Source organism: Arthrobacter sp. Leaf141, from assembly GCF_001424565.1.
GTDB lineage: Bacteria > Actinomycetota > Actinomycetes > Actinomycetales > Micrococcaceae > Arthrobacter.
Map to the genome: position 1 here is coordinate 466575 of NZ_LMOL01000005.1, position 18711 is coordinate 485285.

18 protein-coding genes and 1 pseudogene are annotated in these 18711 nt (G+C 65.7%); 6 read left to right on the top strand and 13 right to left on the bottom strand.

The window, feature by feature from the left end:
- From ASF72_RS20540 to ASF72_RS04785, 8 genes and pseudogenes are all read right to left on the bottom strand, one after another.
- A pseudogene (locus tag ASF72_RS20540) lies at positions 1–252 on the bottom strand (hypothetical protein); the annotation flags it as partial.
- A 2-nt stretch (positions 253–254) separates the two neighbouring features.
- A complete protein-coding gene (locus tag ASF72_RS04755; RefSeq protein WP_050684370.1) occupies positions 255–1661 on the bottom strand; it encodes a CpaF family protein in 1407 nt (468 codons plus the stop codon).
- Positions 1658–2857, bottom strand: a complete 1200-nt coding sequence (locus ASF72_RS04760; protein ID WP_056597002.1) for an AAA family ATPase — start codon at positions 2855–2857, stop codon at positions 1658–1660. The genes ASF72_RS04755 and ASF72_RS04760 overlap by 4 nt, the downstream gene beginning before the upstream one ends.
- Positions 2854–3621, bottom strand: a complete 768-nt coding sequence (gene cpaB / locus ASF72_RS04765) for a Flp pilus assembly protein CpaB (RefSeq protein ID WP_050684368.1) — start codon at positions 3619–3621, stop codon at positions 2854–2856. Before cpaB ends, ASF72_RS04760 begins: the two co-directional genes overlap by 4 nt.
- An 18-nt stretch (positions 3622–3639) precedes the next feature.
- On the bottom strand, positions 3640–4668 hold the full coding sequence (locus ASF72_RS04770; RefSeq protein WP_056597003.1) for a TadE/TadG family type IV pilus assembly protein: 1029 nt from the start codon (positions 4666–4668) through the stop codon (positions 3640–3642).
- Entirely contained in the window at positions 4656–5048 is a 393-nt protein-coding gene (locus ASF72_RS04775) for a TadE/TadG family type IV pilus assembly protein (RefSeq protein WP_056597005.1), read from the bottom strand. Before ASF72_RS04775 ends, ASF72_RS04770 begins: the two co-directional genes overlap by 13 nt.
- A 75-nt stretch (positions 5049–5123) precedes the next feature.
- Positions 5124–5321, bottom strand: a complete 198-nt coding sequence (locus tag ASF72_RS04780; protein WP_056597007.1) for a Flp family type IVb pilin — start codon at positions 5319–5321, stop codon at positions 5124–5126.
- A 278-nt stretch (positions 5322–5599) separates the two neighbouring features.
- Positions 5600–6265, bottom strand: a complete 666-nt coding sequence (locus ASF72_RS04785) for a prepilin peptidase (protein WP_327019589.1) — start codon at positions 6263–6265, stop codon at positions 5600–5602.
- Positions 6266–6562: 297 nt separating this feature from the next.
- Between ASF72_RS04785 and rplM the strand changes: the two genes are divergently transcribed.
- A complete protein-coding gene (gene rplM / locus ASF72_RS04790; RefSeq protein WP_050684363.1) occupies positions 6563–7006 on the top strand; it encodes a 50S ribosomal protein L13 in 444 nt (147 codons plus the stop codon).
- A gap of 39 nt (positions 7007–7045) precedes the next feature.
- Positions 7046–7552, top strand: coding sequence for a 30S ribosomal protein S9 (gene rpsI, locus ASF72_RS04795; protein WP_050684362.1), 507 nt, complete (start codon positions 7046–7048; stop codon positions 7550–7552).
- Positions 7553–7606: 54 nt separating this feature from the next.
- Here rpsI and ASF72_RS04800 read toward each other — a convergent pair whose 3' ends face one another.
- Complete coding sequence (locus ASF72_RS04800; RefSeq protein ID WP_157370892.1) at positions 7607–9460, bottom strand: glycosyltransferase family 39 protein; 1854 nt, start codon at positions 9458–9460, stop codon at positions 7607–7609.
- Positions 9461–9531: 71 nt separating this feature from the next.
- Entirely contained in the window at positions 9532–10770 is a 1239-nt protein-coding gene (locus ASF72_RS04805; protein WP_056597449.1) for a bifunctional glycosyltransferase family 2/GtrA family protein, read from the bottom strand.
- A 193-nt stretch (positions 10771–10963) separates the two neighbouring features.
- Between ASF72_RS04805 and glmM the strand changes: the two genes are divergently transcribed.
- Positions 10964–12325 carry a phosphoglucosamine mutase gene (gene glmM, locus ASF72_RS04810; RefSeq protein ID WP_050685742.1) on the top strand — a complete coding sequence of 454 codons (1362 nt, stop codon included), beginning with the start codon at positions 10964–10966 and terminating at the stop codon, positions 12323–12325.
- Between the two features lie 80 nt (positions 12326–12405).
- Here glmM and mscL read toward each other — a convergent pair whose 3' ends face one another.
- The 3 genes from mscL to coaA all read right to left on the bottom strand — a co-directional run bounded on the left by mscL (position 12406) and on the right by coaA (position 14724).
- Positions 12406–12795 carry a large conductance mechanosensitive channel protein MscL gene (gene mscL, locus ASF72_RS04815; RefSeq protein WP_050685743.1) on the bottom strand — a complete coding sequence of 130 codons (390 nt, stop codon included), beginning with the start codon at positions 12793–12795 and terminating at the stop codon, positions 12406–12408.
- Between the two features lie 91 nt (positions 12796–12886).
- Positions 12887–13723 (bottom strand): M15 family metallopeptidase, encoded by an 837-nt coding sequence (locus ASF72_RS04820; RefSeq protein ID WP_050685744.1) that lies wholly within the window; start codon positions 13721–13723, stop codon positions 12887–12889.
- A gap of 5 nt (positions 13724–13728) precedes the next feature.
- On the bottom strand, positions 13729–14724 hold the full coding sequence (gene coaA / locus ASF72_RS04825) for a type I pantothenate kinase (protein WP_197273570.1): 996 nt from the start codon (positions 14722–14724) through the stop codon (positions 13729–13731).
- A 106-nt stretch (positions 14725–14830) separates the two neighbouring features.
- Here coaA and glmS point away from each other — a divergent pair, with 106 nt between their 5' ends.
- The 3 genes from glmS to ASF72_RS04840 are packed head-to-tail and all read left to right on the top strand — an operon-like array spanning position 14831 to position 18685.
- The gene (gene glmS / locus ASF72_RS04830; RefSeq protein WP_056597009.1) at positions 14831–16723 is read left to right on the top strand and encodes a glutamine--fructose-6-phosphate transaminase (isomerizing); all 1893 of its coding nucleotides are present in this window, start codon (positions 14831–14833) and stop codon (positions 16721–16723) included.
- A 5-nt stretch (positions 16724–16728) separates the two neighbouring features.
- Entirely contained in the window at positions 16729–17076 is a 348-nt protein-coding gene (locus tag ASF72_RS04835) for a holo-ACP synthase (RefSeq protein WP_050685747.1), read from the top strand.
- 13 nt (positions 17077–17089) lie between these two features.
- A complete protein-coding gene (locus ASF72_RS04840) occupies positions 17090–18685 on the top strand; it encodes an NAD(P)H-hydrate epimerase (RefSeq protein WP_056597010.1) in 1596 nt (531 codons plus the stop codon).
- Positions 18686–18711 lie beyond the last annotated feature (26 nt).

An 18711-nucleotide genomic window follows, 5' to 3' on the forward strand; every position in this document is an offset into this window, starting at 1 on the left:
GGTCAATCCTGCCTGGACCAGCAACGAGGTGGACTGCGATGTTGCGGGCGTCCGCCGGGAAAGGCTCTGTTCCACGAACTTCACCGTGGCTTCGGTGATCCGGGTCAGCAGGCCCTGGTCCGGGTTGCCGAACGGACGTCGCCGCTCCATCGGTACGGAGCCGCCCGCCGGTTTGAAAACGACCACCATTGCGATGAGCACCGCAGCGGTAATGGCAACTATTCCGAAGACGAATACCAGTTGGCCGGGCACGGTCATCGCCTCCCCATCTGCATGGGCCGGGGTGCGAAGATCTCCGGGTTGATATTAATCCCCAGCTCCGCGAAATGATCCGCAAACCGGGGCCGGATACCGGTGGAGACGGGCTGGCCGAGGAACCTGCCGAGGCTGTCCACGCCGGCGGAGTAGTCGAAGACAAAGGCGTCCTGCAGTGTGACCACTTCCCCTTCCATGCCCTGGACTTCGGTGATGTGCGTGACCCGGCGGGTGCCGTCCCGGAGCCTCGAAAGGTGGACGATGAGGTTGACGGCGGAAGAAACCTGCTCGCGGATTGCCCGCAGGGGCAAGTCCATGCCCGCCATCAGCACCAGGGTTTCCAAGCGGGCCACGGCGTCCCTGGGGGAGTTGGCGTGAACGGTGGAGATGGAGCCGTCGTGGCCGGTGTTCATCGCCTGGAGCATGTCCAGGGACTCGCCGCCGCGTACCTCACCCACCACGATCCGGTCCGGCCGCATGCGGAGGGAGTTCCTGACCAGCTCGCGGATGGTCACGGCGCCCTTCCCCTCAATATTGGCCGGCCGGCTCTCCAGCCGGACAACGTGGCTCTGCTGGAGTTGCAGCTCCACGGCGTCCTCGATGGTGACGATGCGTTCCTCCGGGGGAATGAAGGAGGAGAGCACGTTCAGCAGGGTGGTTTTCCCTGTACCCGTACCGCCGGAGACGATGATGTTCAGTTTCGCCCGGACGCAGGCATCCAACAGTTCAGCCATCTGGGGGGTGAGGGTGCCGAAACTGATCAGGTCCGGCACGGTCAGGGGCACCTTGCTGAACTTCCTGATGGTCAGCGACGAGCCGTTGACCGCCAGGGGCGGGATGATGGCGTTGACGCGGGAACCATCTTCGAGCCGGGCGTCAACCAGCGGGGAAGATTCGTCGATCCTCCGCCCTACTTTGGCCACGATTCGTTCGATCACTTTGCGAAGGTGCTCTTCGCTGCTGAACCGGCCATCCGTTTGAAGCAGTTTGCCGTTCCGTTCCACATAGATCTGGTCCGGCCGGTTGACCATGATCTCCGTGATGGAGGGATCGTCCAGGTACCTTTGCAGCGGACCGTACCCCAGCACATCATCACCCACGTCGCGGATCAGCCGTCGACGCTCCTCCGGCGTCAGGGGAACCTGCTCTTCATCGATGACGGTGCTGAGCTCGTCGCGGGCGATCTGCCGCAGATCCTCGTCGCTCAGGGTGGTGTCCGTGAGCCTCGCCCCCAGCCGCTCAAAGAGGGCCTTCCCGGCGCGTTGCTTGATGGCCGCCAAAGCGTCCACCGGCGCGGATCCGGTGTCCGGGCTGTCCACAAAAGGAACAACATGTTCACCTGCTCCGCTGGGAGTGGGCATGGCCGGGCCGCCGCGTGCTGCCTGCAACCGTTCTGCGAGACTCATGAGATCACCATCCGTCGATGTACTTTCTTCTGTGGTGCAGCTGAATGCTTGGGGTCGAACCGTTCCACAAGCTTGGCAAGGGCTTTTGCAGCTCCGTCGCGGGAATTCTCCTGCAGGATGGGGATGCCCTTGTTTGTTGTGAAGGGGACCGCCCTGGACCGCGGAATGACGGTGTCCACGGGGACGCCGATGGTGGCTTCCACGTCCTGGACCGTCAGCCCGCTGCGCCGGTCCGCGAAGTTGAGCACAACATGCCGGCCCTGGGGCAGGAGCTGCAGCTCGCGGAGGATGGCGAAGCTTGTGTGCAGGCCGCGGATGCTGGGAACATCCATGCCGCAGACCCATACCGCATCCGTTGCCTGTTCCAGTGCCGCCAGGACGTGTTCCCCCAGGCCGGGGGTGGTGTCCACAACGACATACTGGAATTCGGCAGCCATCTGGCTCAACAAGTGGCTGACAGCCTGGCCGCTGATGTGGTCGGCTTCGCTGGGGGTGTTCGGTGCGCAGAGGGCATAGATGCCGCTGGGGTGCACGGTGAGGAAAGCCTTCAGGACCATCGAGTCCTGGTAGGCAGCCGCGCCTACTGCCTCCCGCAGGGTGTGCTCGGGTTCCAGCAGCAGGCCGCTGGCCACGTCGCCAAACTGCACGTCGAGATCAACGATCACCACACCCATGGGTGCGATCCTGCCGAGGCCGATGGCCAGGTTGGTTGCGACGGTGGTTTTGCCTACGCCCCCTTTGGGCGACATAACGGTGATGACGCGTCCGGGCTCCCGCTCCGGTCCGGCCGCGGAAACCAAACCCCGCCGGCGGCCGGCCGACGCCAGGCACGCCCGCTCCAGGAGGATCCTCAGCTGGTCCACATCGGCGCTGGGGCTGATGATGTCCCGGATACCGGCCCGCATGGCCAGGATGACCTGGTCAGGGGCGGTGTCTTCAACCAGGACCAGGCTGACTTCCGGGAACTGGAGGTCGAAGACGGTGGCGAGCTTGAGGGAGTCGCTCTCCGGCAGGCCCGGTCCCAACACCAGGACTTCCGGTGGTTCGCCGGTGAGGCGGTCAAAGAGTTCCTGGGGTCCACCCAGGATTACCGAGGGTGGGAGCACCTGGACTGAACCGTGCAGGGCGCCTTTGACGGCGAGTTGGACCTTGCGCTGGAAGTCCTGGGCGGCGGTGACGACCACAAAGCGGCTCATCGGGATGCCTTGCCCACTGTGACCGGACCGGTTGCCGTGTCCTTCGAATCGGCCGATTCCTTGGAAAGCCAGATCTTGCCAAACTCGGCAGCGAAGACGATTTCGGCAGCATCCGCATCGTTCCGGGCCAGCGTGACGTAGACCGATCCCGAGGGCAATGCCGGCCCGTCCGTGGCGGCGTCTGAGCCGGCTTCCGCCGGCGCCTGCTGGACGCTGGTGACCAGGACCTGCTGGAATGCCAGCCGGGTGAACTCCTTGAAGCCCTTGATGTCGGCGTTGACCGGTGCATCGGCGCCGGCCGCTTCATCCAGTTTGTAGGAGACGTAGATACCCACGGTATCGCCGGCCTTCAGCTGGCCGCCCATCACGCGCTGGGGTTCCAGCAGGACCGAGACTTCCTCGAGGCCCTTCGGGACAGCTACCGTCCCGGGAGCAGCGAGTGAGTTGGGGTCAACGAGCCTGGCCCCCAGCAGCTGCTCACCGGGCTGGAGATCCACGGTGGTGACCTTGTTTGCGTATTCAGAGAGATCCCGGACGGCGTCTGCGGAAACGGCAGCACCTGGCAGGGACGTGGACTTGGTGGATTTGGCCAGCTCAGCCACCGGCGTCCCGGCCGGAACGGCATTTTGCAGCACGAGTACTTGAACGGGATCCAGGCCTTGCTGTGCGCGGTTGTCGGCTGCCTGTGCGTAATTAAACATCAGTACAGATCCGACAACTGCCAACAGCAATGCTGCCAGGCCCCCCAGCAGCCTTGTTTTCACGGTGTTCTCCTTTGTTCCTTATTTGGTGAGTTCCACGACATTGCCGCCGTAGATGGTGGGACCGCCGACCTCAAAGGATTCGTCCAGGGCCACATAGCGGATGAATTTGCCGACAATGCCCAAGTCGCTGTTTTTCCAGCCCCCGGCATCCTTGAAGGCCTGCGCTGCCGCGGGCATGTAGCTGAAGGGGTCCTGATTGGCCAGGTCCCAGCCCATAAGGTCAATGGCGGCAAAAGCCTTGAGGTGGAACTCTCCGTTGGAGCCGGTTCCCCTGGTGTCATCGAAAACCGGGAACAGGGCAACGACCTTCCCGCCAGCCTGCAACTTGGTCTTCCAACCCTGAAGCGTGGCGGCACAGTCCGCCTCGGGACTGTTGCCGGTGTTGCTGACCACCCACGGGGAGGCCAGGTCCACTTTGACCTTGCACGTGCTTGAAGTCAGCAGCCAGCCAAAGCCGCCGGGAATCTCGAGGCCTGATCCGGTGTCGTGGCAGGTATCCTTCTTCCCCGCACCGGTTCCGTGGGACAGCAGGAACTGCGTGGTTCCATCAGCAGTGATGGACGAATCCACCTCGCATGACGAGAAGGCGATGGGCATGGCAGCCGTGCCGGCCTGCGCCCCGCCCCACCGGGCCTGGGCTTCGGCGTTGATACTGGCGGTATTGGTGCCGAAGATACGGGCGAAGAAGGTGGAAAAGTGCACGCCCGAGGACTCCTCGGCGTTGGTGATAACCGTCACCTTGCCTGCAGCCTTGTCCACAACGGTTGACTGCACATTAGTGAGATTGTCCTTGGCGTTTGCCTTCGCAAGCACACCCGAAAGGCTTGACCCGCTGGCGCAGGTGGGCAGGGTGGAGTTCTTGGCGCAGGTCTGCGCCACCGCAAGCGAAGCGGCATCGGCGCCGTTCTGGACAACGGACTTCTCGGCATACATGCCACCCACGTCCACGGCGATGGCAGCGAAGCCCAACATCATCACCATGGTCAAGGCCACCGCGATGGCTGTGGCCCCGCGTTCATTTTCCGGATCTTTGGTCAGCCGCCGCATAGCATGGTGCCCTTCCCCGTCATGACGATCGGTCCCGTGAAGCCATCGATGAAACCTGTCGCCGTGGTGAGCGTGTAAGTGGTGGTGGCCGTGACCTGCTGTCCGCTGGAACACGTGGAACCACCTCCCGTGACACTGAAGGTGGTGGCGACTGATGCCGGTGCCAGCCGGCCGGCTGCGTTGCCGGCGGCCGTAGCGGCGCCGGCCGCGTTGTTGCTGATCGCCATGGACCGGGCGCCCTCACGGGCTGCCTGGTTGAGCGACAGCTGGGCGTTGAAGGCCAGGGAAAATTCGATGATGCCGATCAGGATGAGAAGCAGCAGCGGCAGGACAAGCGCAAATTCCACTGCCGCCGCGCCACGCTCGTCTTTACTGTTCATGTCCTGATTCCTTGCTCGATAGTGCTATGGCGGCCCCCAGGTGACTGGGGGCCGCCGGGGCGTGGGGTGTGATCCCTAGACGAGCTTGGGTGCGATGGTGGCGTTGAACAGCGTCTGCAGGTTGGTGCCGACGAGCGTGATGCCAACGATGGCTGCGATGACGATCAGGGCGACCATCAGGCCGTACTCAACGGCCGTTGCGCCCTTTTCGGAAGCGAAGCGATCCTTGATGCCGGCGATGAAAGCAGTCATTGAGACCATGAGAGAAGTCATTGTATTGTCCTTTGATTCGGTGAAATGGATTGTTTGTATTTCAACGAATTTCCAGCTGCCCCCATATTTCCTAGCGGCTGGATTTCGCTAAGACGAGATTGCCATTTCCGCTACCGCAGCAACAACGCGTAGTGGTACCCGACTTTTTACGCAGGCACGGAAAAAGGCCTACCCGGATGGGGTGGCGGGTACTCAGTAGGGTGCGGACAGTTAGGCAGTACTGGGTGCCGGAAAGCGGCAGGTGGCAGGGCCGGCCGGCTGAGCTGCGGCCGCTGCGGTCAGCGCAATAGCAGTGCCACGGCGGCCAGCGCGCCCAGCATTGACGGGCCGTGGGCCACTTCTTTGGTGGTATTCCGGGGCTTCGTGCTGATGACCACCAGGGTCACCATGCCGTTCACCACAAACCCGAACAGCCCGCCATAAAGCAACTGGCTCCAGCCTAAGTACCCCAGGTACAGGCCCACCGGCGCGGCAAGCTTGACGTCGCCCATTCCTATTCCGCCGGGCGAAATAAGGGCCAGAATAAGGTAGCCGGCAAACAAAATACCTGCGCCAAGCAGCGCATTCAGGACATTGCCAGCTTGCTTATCAAATAATGCGGCCACTAATAGCAGTAATAGGCCGCCGGAAAACAGTAAAAGCACAAGGGGATTAGGCAGGAGATGCAGGCTGATGTCGATCCGCGCCAGCTGCGTACCGAGAATGGCGAGGAAAAGGAATGCCGGCAGTGCCGCGGTATCACCCAGCCGCGCCGCAAAGGCGGCGCATACGACGGCGGTAAGGACCGCCGTCGTAATCCGCACTGACGTCCGCGGCAGGGGGCCGAGCCGGGGCATAAAACGGAAGATCAGCACCCCGGCCGCCGGGGAGGCGGCCAGGCCGGCCAGAAAGGCGGCCAGGATCAGTAGCCAGGCGCCCGCGCCATCAGTTCCCCACACAGCCACCGCAACCCCCTGTATTGGCCCTGCCGGACGTGCTGTTTTAGGCGCCCCGCCACCCCATTTTGACCCCGAACCCCCTAACGCGCTAATCTTGGTAGTCGTTGTGCGTGTCCTATTCCGATGGTGCGTGCCCGAGTGGGAATCCGGTTGCAGGATGACTACCCAACGGGCGCATTCGGAGCCCCAGGATCACTGGTTACATAGAGTCCTCACCTCTGTTCCGGTAGCGCATAGATAGTAGGTGTCCACCCCTGAGTGGAGCCTAAAAAAGAACGCCAGAACAAGAACGAGGCAAACACCGTGCGTACGTACACCCCGAAGCCCGGCGATATCAACCGCCAGTGGCACGTCATTGACGCCACAGACGTTGTCCTTGGTCGTCTTGCCAGCCAGACCGCAATCCTGCTGCGCGGCAAGCACAAGGCCACTTTCGCATCCCACATGGACATGGGCGATTTCGTCATCATCATCAACGCTGAGAAGGTTGCCCTGACCGGCGCCAAGCTGGAGCAGAAGCGCGCATACCGCCACTCCGGCTACCCGGGCGGCCTGACCTCCGTCAACTACGCGGAGCTGCTGGAATCCAACCCGGTCCGCGCCGTTGAGAAGGCCATCCGCGGCATGCTCCCCAAGAACTCCCTCGCTGCCCAGCAGCTGGGCAAGCTGAAGGTGTACCGCGGTGCTGAGCACCCCCACGCCGCCCAGCAGCCCAAGACTTTCGAAATCACCCAGGTCGCCCAGTAGTCCTGGCCACCAAACAACTTACTTAATACAAGGAGAACCGTGGCTCAGAACGAAGAGACCACCGAAGCCGTTGAGGCTGAGGAAACCCTGACCAGCTACACCTCTGAGAGCTCTGCAGCAGACGCTGCAGCTCCCAAGAAGGAGCGTCCGGCCCTGACTGTTGCCGGTGCAGCAGTTGGCCGCCGCAAGGAAGCCGTTGCACGCGTCCGCGTTGTGCCCGGCTCCGGCAAGTGGACCATCAATGGCCGCGCGCTGGACAACTACTTCCCGAACAAGCTGCACCAGCAGGACGTCAACGAGCCCTTCAAGATCCTTGATCTCGAAGGCGCCTACGACGTTATCGCCCGCATCCACGGCGGCGGCATCTCCGGCCAGGCCGGTGCACTGCGTCTCGGCATCGCCCGTTCACTGAACGAGATCGACGTCGAGAACAACCGCGCCACCCTGAAGAAGGCCGGTTACCTGTCCCGCGACGCCCGCGTGATCGAGCGTAAGAAGGCCGGTCTCAAGAAGGCCCGTAAGGCACAGCAGTACTCCAAGCGCTAAACCGCTTGTCCGGACAGCCCGTCCCGCCATTGGCGGGGCGGGCTGTTCCGCGTTTCAGGGCTGGTGCAGGAGGTACAGTTCGGCGCCGTCGCCGTCCCGGGCGGGAAAGGTGGCACGGACCCATGCCACGATCCGGGCCGACTCGCCTTTACCTTCCAGCGTCAGCGGCGGCAGGTCCTGGACCACTAGGGAACCCACCTTGCCGTCTGCCACAAGGGCCTGGAACTGTTCCAGCGTGGGATATGGGTCTGTGCCGTCGAAACCGCCCAGCGGAAGGACGGCGCGACCCAGTCCCAGCTGGTAGTTTGCTGCCGTTTCAGACCCGACGACCGCAGCCACCCAGGTTACCGACGGGGGGATGCTGCGCAGGGAGCTTTCCAGCCCCGCGGACGGTGAGCTGCCCAGGACCAGGGCCACGTGACCGGGCGCCAGGATGGATTCGAGCTGTTGCTTGTCCGGATGGTCGGTCCTGACGCCCCAGATGGCCGGCCCTGCCGTCACTGCGGCCCCTGTATGCGGACTGAGGGCCGTGTTGACGGACCAGACGGCGGGGCCCAGGACAACGCAGGCCAGGAGCAGCGGCATCGAGGCCCGCCGTAGGGCAGGGGGAGCCCCGGGGACCATCCGCAGGGCGATGGCCACGGCCCACCCGATCAGGAGCAACTGGGCGCCGGCAGGAAATTCGGACGGCGACCGGCCTGCCGTGAGGAAGGCCATGCTGGCCAAAGACAGCAGCGTCACGGCGAAGATCATCCTGGTAAGCCGACCCTTTGATCGAAGAAAATAGGCCAATGCCACGGCGGCCAGCACACACAACGGGGGCACGGCTGTCAGGGAATAGTACGGGTGGACCATGCCGGACATAAATGCGAGCACCGTTGCCGAGGTGGCAAACCAGACGGCCGCCAGGAGCAGCAGGCTTCGCGCCCCACGGCTGCCGTACCGTTTGGCCAGCCACAGGGCAGCAATCAAAAGTCCGACGGCGGCCAATGGCAGGAACCAGCCGAACTGCCCTGAGAACTGGGGTTGCAGGAACCGTTGATAGCCACTGTCCCACTCCTCCAGTTGGGCACCGGACGGGGTTGTCCGGGCTAAATCCTCGCCGGTGAGGCGCTGCAAACCGTTGTAGCCCAGCGCAAGTTCCAGGGTGCTGTTGGTCCTGGACCCGCCGATGAAGGGCCTGCTTGTAGGGTCGGCTGTCTGCACGGCCACCAGCCAGGAGCCGGCCACCACTGATGCCGCGGCTGCTGCGTACCCCAGGTGCAGGAAACGCCGCCGCCAGGGGATCCGAGCGAAGGCCAGATACGTCACCGCGAGTGCCGGGAGAATGAGGCTGATCTGGAGCTGCTTGGTGAGGAATCCAGCACCCACCAGGGCTCCGGCGAGGACCATCAGCCATGGCCGTTGCCTGTCGATGGCCGTGGCCACAGCCAGGGCTGCGGCCACCATGATCAGGATCAGCAAGGCGTCAGGGTTGTTGTACCGGAACATCACGGTACTTACCGGCGTCACGGCCATAAACGTTGCCGCGAGGAGGGCTGTGGAGGCGCCGAGGTAGCGGCGGACCAGCACATACAGCAGGTAGACAGTCAGGACCCCCATGGCGGCCTGGGGCAGGAGGATGCTCCAGCTGCTGAGGCCGAACAGGCGGACCGACAGGGCCATCACCCAGATGCTCATGGGAGGTTTGTCCACGGTGATGGCATTGGCAGGGTCCGAGGAGCCGTAAAAGAAGGCCGTCCAGTCCTGCGCGCCGGACATCACGGCCGCGGAGTAATAGGAGTTCGCCCAGCCGTTCCGGTCCAGGCCCCAGCAGTACAGAACTGCCGTGGCGGCCAGCAGCCCCAGCAGGGCGCCGCGTTCCCAGCGTCCACGTGCCAGCGCAGCCTGGCCGAATACCCGGGCCATGATGCGGGGCTGGATGAGATGTGCGGGGCGGGTTCCGCGGCGGGTACGCGGCGCAGTCCCGGCCGACGCCGTCACCCGAGACCTCCGGCAGCCGTCCCCAGCGCGAGACGCCGGGGCGCCCTGTCGGCCCGCCGCGCCCGGAACACCCACAGCCGCAGGAGCAGGAACCGTACCAGCGTGGCCAGCACATTGGCTGCCGTAAGGGTGAGGAGCTCCAGGTTGGGCGCGGCATCCGCGTTCACCAGGTGTAGCGTCAGCAGGGAGGAGGCTGTTATGGCCCAGGCCAGGAGGAACACCATAAGCCCTTGGATCTGGTGGACGAACAGCCGGCCGGGCCCCGTGATGCCGAACGTGAACCGGCGGTTGGCGGCCGTGTTTCCCACGGCGGTGAGGAGCAGGGCGAGGAAGTTGGCTTCCTGGGCGCCGAAGGGGCCCTGCAGCATCAGGTACAGCAGGGCGAAAGCCAAGGTGGACACCGCTCCCACCAGGCCGAAGCGCAGGACCTGGCCAAAAAAACTGGGCCGGTGCAGCGGTGCCGCCGGCCGGCGGCCCAGTTCGGCATAGATGGCCTGGACAGGAACCACACCGCGCAGCAGGGAGCCCGCGACCCGTGCCATACCGCGCAGGTCAGCCAGCGCCGTTTGGCGGATATCCACGCGGCTGTCCGGATCATCGACCCAGTCGACGGGGATTTCGTGGATGCGCAGCCCGGAACGTTCGGCAATGATCAGCAGCTCGGTGTCGAAGAACCAGCCGTTGTCCTCCACGTAGGGCAGCAGCCGCCGGGCCACCTCGGCGCGGATGGCCTTGAAGCCGCACTGCGCGTCCGAAAAGCGGACCTGCAGGGTCCGCCGCAGCAGGAGGTTGTAGGACCGGGAAATGAACTCCCGCTTGGGACCCCGGCTGACCCGGGAGTTCTGCCCCAGCCTGGTCCCGATCGAGATGTCCGAGTGTCCGGAGAGGAGGGGTGCCACCAACGGCGGCAGCGCGGCCAGGTCCGTGGACAGATCCACGTCCAAGTAGGCCAACACCTTTGCCTCCGAGGCGCTCCAGGCGTCCCTGAGGGCGAGGCCACGGCCCTTGACCTCCAGCCGGCGGTAGGCCACGTTGGGCAGCTGTTCGCTGAGCCTGGCCGCGATGGCCGGTGTGCGGTCAGTGCTGGCATTGTCCGCGATGGTGATCTGCCACGTCGTGGACAACTCAGTTGTCAGGTATTCGAAGAGTCGCGTGATGCTGTTCTCGAGTACCGCCTCTTCGTTGAAGACCGGTACAACAATTTCGAGCGCCAAGCCCCCATAGCTAGGTGTCATGAATGGAGCGTAGAAGGCCCGGATCGGCACTGGCGAGGCTTTCCCGCAAAGACAGGTACCGTCAACGGGGAAGCAGGTAGTGCGGCGTGGCCGGCAGGAAACGGGTGAGTAGCCGGGCCCGGAAATCAGGTAGGAAAAGGCGCCGGGCACGGCCCGCGACGGTAACCGCGCGGCCATCCTCTAGACTTGACCGGTGTCTAGATTATTTGGAACTGATGGTGTCCGGGGGCTGGCCAACGGACTGCTGACTGCTGAGCTGGCGATGCAGCTGGCCCAGGCGGCCGCCGTCGTACTCGGCCATGACCGCAACACCAACGGAACCAGGCCCCGCGCCGTGGTGGCCCGCGATCCCCGCGCCAGCGGCGAATTCATCGCAGCTGCGGTGGAGGCCGGTCTGTCCAGCTCCGGGGTGGACGTCTACGACGCCGGTGTCCTGCCCACTCCTGCGGCCGCCTATCTGGTGGCGGACCTGGATGCCGACTTCGGCGTGATGATCTCGGCGTCCCACAACCCCGCCCCGGACAACGGCATTAAATTCTTCGCCCGCGGCGGCCAGAAACTCCCGGACGAGGTGGAGGACGCCATCGAGGCCCGGATGCTGCAGGACGCCGTCCGGCCGGTGGGTGCGGACGTTGGCCGGATCCAGCGCTTCTCCGATGCGGAGGACCGCTACATCGTCCACCTGCTGGGCACCCTCCCGCACCGCCTGGACGGCGTCAAGGTTGTCCTGGACTGCGCCCACGGTGCGGCCAGCGGCTGCTCGCCCCAGCTCTTCAAGGACGCCGGGGCCGACGTGATTGTCATCGGTGCCGATCCCGACGGCCACAACATCAACGACGGCGTGGGCTCAACCCATCTGGGCCCGCTCAAAGCGGCCGTCCTGGCGCACGGCGCCGACCTTGGCATTGCCCACGACGGCGACGCGGACCGCTGCCTGGCTGTGGACCACGAGGGCACCGAAGTGGACGGCGACCAGATCATGGCCATCCTTGCGGTGGCTTTGAAAACTGCGGGCAAGCTCAAGGACAACGTCCTGGTGGCTACGGTGATGAGCAACCTGGGCCTCAAAATCGCGCTCCGTGACGCCGGCATCAGCATCCGGGAAACCGCAGTGGGGGACCGCTACGTCCTGGAAGGCATGCGTGAAGGCGGCTTCAACCTGGGCGGTGAACAGTCCGGCCATGTCATCTTCGCTGACCACGCCACCACCGGCGACGGCCTGCTGACGGGGCTGCAGCTCGCCGCGCAGGTTGCCTTGACGGGCCGGCCGCTCAAGCAGCTGGCCACGGTGATGACCAAGCTGCCCCAGGTCCTGATCAACGTCCGTGGTGTTGACCGCACCCGCGTGGGTGACAGTGAGGTGCTGCACCGCGCCGTGCTGGCCGCGGAGGCCACCCTTGGCGAGACCGGCCGCGTCCTGCTCCGGCCATCCGGCACGGAGCCGGTGGTCCGCGTGATGGTGGAGGCCGGCGATGAAGAAACCGCGCAGTCCATTGCAGCGCACCTCGCCGACGTGGTCCGGGCCGAACTGGCGCTCGAGCTTGTAACCGACTGACGGAAAATCCAAAAAACTGCGGCGCGCTTCCAACCGGAAGCGGGCCGCAGCCTTTGGCGGCCGGAGCCGTTGCGGAAATGTCAGGCGCGGCGCTCCTGCAGGGCGTCGCGGATTTCGGTGAGCAGGGCGATCTGCGGGTCCTCGGCAGATTCTTCCTTCACATCGGGGTCGATGCCGAGCCGGCGGTTGCGGCGTTCAATCATCAGGTTCATGGGCAGGATCACCACGAAGTAGATGGCCGCGGCGATGAGCACAAAGGAAATAATGCTGGAGATGACGGATCCGTACATGAATCCCTCCCACTGCATGTCCTCGATGCCCTTTGCACTGAAGAGCCGGCCGATCAGGGGAGTCAGCAGGCCTTCCACGATGGATGTCACAACGGCCCCAAAAGCGGCGCCCATGACGACTGCGACGGCAAGGTCAACGACATTGCCCTTCATGATGAAGTTCTTGAATCCTGTCAGCATAGGAACCAAGCTAGTGCAGGATTGTTAACCTTGGAAGAATGCCGGGTAATTTCCTTGGGCGTGTCCGGAACCGGAAGGATGCCCGGGTCGTTCAGGGGTAGCCCGGCGCGGCTTCCAGGCCGAAGTATTCCTCCACTGTGCTGATCCCGCGGGCAGCCATCTCCGTGGCAGCCTCCACCCCGATGTACCGCAGGTGCCACGGCTCGTAGTAGTAGCCCGTCACGGGGTGGAACATCAGCGGGTACCGGACCACAAAACCGAAGCGGTGGCCGTTCGCCTTGGCCCATACCGCTGCCGGCTGGTCAGCGAAGCATGGCTGGAAGGCGCAGCCCCCGCCGCCGTCGGCGATGTCGAAGGACCAGCCCGTCTGGTGTTCCGAGTAGCCGGGCCTGGCGCTCGCGGTGTCCGCGTCCGCCTGGCCGCGGCTGGCAACATAACCGTTGTACGTGGCCACCTGGGTGGCGTAGGAACGGTAGCCGCTGGCCAGGACCATGGCCACGCCGTCCTGGGCAGCGGCGGCAAACATGGCCTCGGCGGCCGCTGCCGTGGTGCTGTTGAGCAGGGCCGCGTCACCTGCTGCGGACGTGGCGACGGCGGGCCGCACCAGGTCAGCCGGCGCATAGTCCGCCGGCGCCAAGGGACGGTACTTGTTGACCACCAGCCAGGGGCTGGCGGGGTCCGTCAGGGAGAACTTCCGGGCAGGGGAGGGGACAGGCTCAGGTTCGGGGACGGCTGGGGGAGCCGTCGTGGCGGCAGGCGGGGACGGCGGCGCGGAAGCCGTCGGGGAAGCGGACGACGGCGGCGCCCCGGCAGGTGCCTCCGGTGTGCAGGCCGCCAGGACAGTGAGCCCGGCCCCCAGCGCCAGGAAGCGGCCGAAAGCGCGGCGGCTGCCGGCCATTGCAGGCAGGCATTCCTGGTTGTGGCACACCTGGGTTAAACCTTGCGGAGCAACATGCGGCGGATGGAGTGGTCCGCTTCCTTGGTAAGCACCAGCTGGGCCCTGCCGCGGGTGGGCAGGACATTTTCTTCCAGGTTGGGCTCGTTGATTCGCTTCCAGATGCTGCGGGCCGTGCTCTCCGCCTCGGAATCGGAGAGGGTGGCGTAGCGGTGGAAGTAGGACTCCGGCTGGGCGAAAGCAGTGGTCCGCAGCTTGCGGAACCGGTCCACGTACCACTCCTCGATAAAGGAGGTCTTGGCATCCACATAGATGGAGAAGTCGAAGAAGTCACTCAGCGCGAGCCCCTGCCGGCCGTCATGCCGGGGCCGGGCCGGCGCCAGCACGTTCAGGCCTTCCACAATCAGCACATCCGGCCGGCGGACCACCACTTCCCGGTCCGGGACGATGTCGTAGGTGACGTGCGAGTACCAGGGAGCGCGGACCTCCTCGGCCCCGCCCTTGATCTCGCTCACGAACCGCAGCAGGGCCCGCCTGTCGTAGGACTCCGGGAACCCCTTGCGGTCCAGCAGCTGGCGGCGCTTCAGCTCCGCCAGGGGATACAGGAAACCGTCGGTGGTGATGAGCTCCACGTTCGGGGTGCCCGGCCAGCGCCGCAGCATTTCCCGGAGCACGCGGGCGATGGTGGATTTCCCCACGGCCACCGAACCGGCCACGCCGATCACAAACGGCGTGCGCTGGGTCTGCTCGCCCAGGAACGTGGTGGTGGCCGAATGCAGCTGGCCCGCGGCTTCGACGTAGAGGTGCAGGAGCCGGGACAGGGGAAGGTAGACCTCGCGTATTTCCCGCATGTCCAGGGGATCGCCGAGGCCGCGCAGCCGGAGGATGTCCTCCTCATTGAGGGGCTGCTCCATCTGGGCTGCGAGCCTGGACCAGGTCTGCCGGTCCAGTTCCACGAACGGGGAGGCACCCTCTCCGTTCGCCTCATTGCGTTGCAAAGTCACTTTAGAGATTCTGCCCCGCCCCCGGCACATAGCGAAATGGGCCCGCCGCCGCGCGCGCCGGGAGGCGCAACATTCCCGCAGCCGGGCACACCGCCCAGGTTTAGAACTTCCGGTCCCTGCCGATAGGCTTGACCCTATGTGTGGAATTGTGGGATATGTGGGCCGTTCAAACGACGGCGTCAATGCCGGCTACAGCGCCCTGGACGTTGTCCTGGAAGGCTTGCGCCGCCTGGAGTACCGGGGCTATGACTCGGCCGGTATTGCGGTGGTGTCCGAGGGCGCCATCGAGTCCCGGAAGAAGTCCGGGAAGCTGAGCAACCTGATCCATGAGCTGGAAGAACACCCGTTGCCTGCAACGGCCACGGGCATCGGCCACACCCGCTGGGCCACCCATGGCGGCCCCACTGACCGCAACGCGCACCCGCACCTGGCCGACGGCGGACGCCTGGCAGTGATCCACAACGGCATCATCGAGAACTTCGCCGAGCTCAAGCTGGAACTGCAGAACAAGGGCATCAGCTTCGTTTCCGAGACGGACACCGAGGTGGCCGCCGCGCTCCTGGCCGACATCTTCCGGAACACCCTGGGCGGCGAAACGGCGAACGGCGGCCTGGCCAAGGCCATGCAGCTCGCCTGCCAGCGCCTGGAGGGCGCCTTCACCCTGCTTGCGGTCCACGCCGACCAGCCTGACATGGTGGTTGCTGCCCGCCGCAACTCGCCCCTGGTGGTTGGCCTGGGCGACGGCGAGAACTTCCTGGGCTCGGACGTGTCCGGTTTCATCGACTACACCCGCCGGGCCGTGGAACTGGGCCAGGACCAGATCGTCACCATCACCGCCGATTCCGTGGAGATCACCGACTTCTTCGGCAACCCCGCCGAAGGCAAGGAATACCACGTCGGCTGGGACCCGGCCTCTGCCAAGAAGGACGGCTTCAGCTCCTTTATGGAGAAGGAAATCCACGACCAGCCGGACGCCATCAGGCAGACCCTGCTGGGCCGCTCGGACCTGAACGGGAACCTGACCCTCGACGAGCTGCGGATCGACCCGGAACTGCTCAAGCAGGTCAACAAGATCATCGTCCTGGCCTGCGGCACCGCAGCCTACGCCGGGACCGTCGCCAAGTACGCGATTGAAAACTGGTGCCGGATCCCCACGGAAGTCGAGCTTGCCCACGAGTTCCGTTACCGCGACCCGATCCTGGATTCGAACACCCTGGTGGTCTCCATCAGCCAGTCCGGCGAGACCATGGACACCCTGATGGCCGTCCGCTACGCCCGGGAACAGGGCGCCAAGACCATCTCCATCTGCAACACCAACGGCTCCACCATCCCGCGTGAATCCGATGCAGTGCTGTACACCCACGCCGGCCCCGAAATTGCGGTGGCGTCCACTAAGGCGTTCCTGGCCCAGATCACGGCCGCCTACCTGCTGGGCCTGTACCTGGCCCAGCTGCGCGGGAACATTTTCTCCGGGCAGATCAAGGACGTCCTGGCGGACCTGAACAAGATCCCGGCGAAGATCCAGACCATCCTCGATGGCGCCGGGCCGCTCCGTGAACTGGCCCGCAGCATGGCCAACGAGCAGTCGGTGCTTTTCCTGGGCCGGCACGTGGGCTACCCCGTGGCCCTGGAAGGTGCGCTGAAGCTCAAGGAAATCGCGTACATCCACGCCGAAGGCTTCGCCGCCGGTGAGCTCAAGCACGGGCCCATTGCGCTGATCGACGAAGGCAAGCCCGTCTTTGTGGTGGTCCCGTCCCCCCGCGGCCGTGATTCCCTGCACGCCAAGGTGGTCTCCAACATCCAGGAGGTCCGCGCCCGCGGCGCCCGCACCCTGGTCATCGCCGAGGAAGGCGACGAAGCCGTAAAGGCCTACGCCGAACACGTCTTCTACGTCCCCGAGACGCCCACGCTGCTGATGCCCCTCCTGACCACCGTGCCGCTGCAGATCTTTGCCGCGGAACTTGCCGCCGCCAAGGGCTATGACGTGGACCAGCCGCGCAACCTGGCCAAGAGCGTCACCGTAGAATAAGCCGCATGATTGTTGGCATTGGCGTAGACGTTGTAGACATCGAGCGGTTTGGCCGCCAGCTTGAGCGGACCCCCGGCCTCCGGGACCGGTTGTTTGTTCCTGCCGAGCGGGAACTGAACACCCGGTCCCTGGCCGCGCGCTTTGCGGCCAAGGAAGCCGTGGCCAAGGTCCTGGGTGCCCCCGCCGGCATGAACTGGCAGGACTGCTGGATCGGACTGGACCGCAATGGCCCCACCGTCCAGGTCAAAGGCACCGTGCTCGCCGTGGCCGAGGCAAAGGGCGTCAAACGCTGGCACCTCTCCATCAGCCATGACGGCGGGATCGCCACGGCCACCGTCATCGCAGAAGGCTGACCTGCCCGGACCCATGATCAGCGCCTACACCGGAACGCAGGTCCGCGCAGCCGAGCAACCGCTCCTCGCTGCCGGGCAGGGTGATGCCCTGATGCAGCGCGCCGCGTTTGGCCTCGCCGCCGCTGTGGTTGGCGGGCTCCGGTCCCGCGGCCGCCGCCTGGCCGGCACCAGCGTGGTGGTACTTGCCGGCAAGGGAAACAACGGCGGTGACGGCCTGTACGCCGCCGCCTTCCTGGCCGCACGTGGAATGCGCACGACGGCGGTCCTCACCGCAGGCGCTGCCCACCCCGCAGCCCTCGCTGCCTTTGAACGTGCCGGCGGCCGCGTCCGCGGGCTGACCGAAGCCACCCTTAAGGGTCTGGCCGAGGAAGCGGCCAACGCCGGCGTCGTCATTGACGCGATCCTGGGCACCGGCGCACGCGGCGGGCTGCGCGGACCTGCCGCCGACCTGGTCCGGGCCGTCGACGACGCACGCGCGGACCTTCCAGGCCGGGGCCTTGCCGTGGCCTGCGACCTGCCCAGCGGCGTGGACGCCGATACCGGTGTAGTGACCGGACCGGTACTCTCCGCCGACCTGACGATAACGTTCGGAGCCGCCAAGGCAGGGCTGCTGGCAGATCCCGGCGCCGACCACTCCGGCCGGGTCGAGGTGGTTCCCCTGGGCATTGAAGCGCACCTTCCGGCCGCCCCGGTGCGCCGGCTGGAAGCCGCCGACCTGGCCGCCCTCCTGCCGGATCCTGCCCGCCGCGCGCAGAAGTACTCCCGGGGTGTCCTGGGGGTGGTGGCTGGTTCCGCAGACTATCCGGGCGCCGCTGTCCTGGCCTGCCGCGGCGCGCTGGCGGCCGGCGCCGGCATGGTGCGCTACCTGGGCCCACCCGAGGCCACCCGCCTGGTGCAGCAGGCCTGCCCCGAAGTGGTCTGCAGCGACGGCCCGGTGGCCGATACCCACGTCCAGGCCTGGCTGGTGGGCCCCGGCATGGGCCCCGGCGACCAGCGCCAGCTCCAGCGGGCGCACGACGCCGCAGCTTCCGGGCTGCCCACCGTGGCGGACGCCGGAGCCCTGCCGGCCCTGCCCGCTGCCCTCGGCCCCCAGGTGGTCCTGACCCCGCACGCCGGCGAACTCGCCGCCCTGCTGGCGAGGCTGGGCCAACCCGCGGACCGTGCCGGAGTGGAGGCCGGAACCCTGGCCGCTGTCCGCGGGGCCGCCGCGTTGACGGGCGCCACTGTCCTCCTGAAAGGTGCCACCACTCTGGTGGCGGACCCCGGCGGAACCGTGTTCAGCCAGGCCGACGGCGTCCCGTGGCTTGCCACCGCCGGCAGCGGCGACGTCCTGGCCGGCATCATCGGCGCGCTGCTCGCCCAGGCGCGGACCGGCGTCGGGCGCTTCGAAAAACTGGACATTCCCGAACCGGCGCGCTGGGCTGCGGTGGCCGCACTCGGTGCCGCCCTGCACGGCAACGCCGGCAGGTCGGCGTCGGACGCCTGTGCCGGCGGGCCCATCACCGCCGGCGGCATCGCCGATGCCCTACCCCATACCTGGGGTAAAGTAAGCACGCTTAGTAACCCTGGGGCCCATTCACGTAATAGTCACTGCCTGCCGCTACGGTAGGCATAAGTTCGCACCTGCAGCCGGGG

Excerpts from the sequence above, each read along its gene's own strand:
- ASF72_RS04840 (WP_056597010.1), top strand. The coding sequence starts at position 17,090 with ATGATCAGCGCCTACACCGGAACGCAGGTCCGCGCAGCCGAGCAACCG.
- ASF72_RS04760 (WP_056597002.1), bottom strand. The coding sequence starts at position 2,857 with ATGAGCCGCTTTGTGGTCGTCACCGCCGCCCAGGACTTCCAGCGCAAG.
- ASF72_RS04770 (WP_056597003.1), bottom strand. The coding sequence starts at position 4,668 with ATGCGGCGGCTGACCAAAGATCCGGAAAATGAACGCGGGGCCACAGCC.
- coaA (WP_197273570.1), bottom strand. The coding sequence starts at position 14,724 with ATGTGCCGGGGGCGGGGCAGAATCTCTAAAGTGACTTTGCAACGCAAT.
- ASF72_RS04800 (WP_157370892.1), bottom strand. The coding sequence starts at position 9,460 with ATGGCCCGGGTATTCGGCCAGGCTGCGCTGGCACGTGGACGCTGGGAA.
- ASF72_RS04805 (WP_056597449.1), bottom strand. The coding sequence starts at position 10,770 with ATGACACCTAGCTATGGGGGCTTGGCGCTCGAAATTGTTGTACCGGTC.
- ASF72_RS04780 (WP_056597007.1), bottom strand. The coding sequence starts at position 5,321 with ATGACTTCTCTCATGGTCTCAATGACTGCTTTCATCGCCGGCATCAAG.
- ASF72_RS04835 (WP_050685747.1), top strand. The coding sequence starts at position 16,729 with ATGATTGTTGGCATTGGCGTAGACGTTGTAGACATCGAGCGGTTTGGC.
- ASF72_RS04755 (WP_050684370.1), bottom strand. The coding sequence starts at position 1,661 with ATGAGTCTCGCAGAACGGTTGCAGGCAGCACGCGGCGGCCCGGCCATG.
- ASF72_RS04775 (WP_056597005.1), bottom strand. The coding sequence starts at position 5,048 with ATGAACAGTAAAGACGAGCGTGGCGCGGCGGCAGTGGAATTTGCGCTT.
- glmS (WP_056597009.1), top strand. The coding sequence starts at position 14,831 with ATGTGTGGAATTGTGGGATATGTGGGCCGTTCAAACGACGGCGTCAAT.
- mscL (WP_050685743.1), bottom strand. The coding sequence starts at position 12,795 with ATGCTGACAGGATTCAAGAACTTCATCATGAAGGGCAATGTCGTTGAC.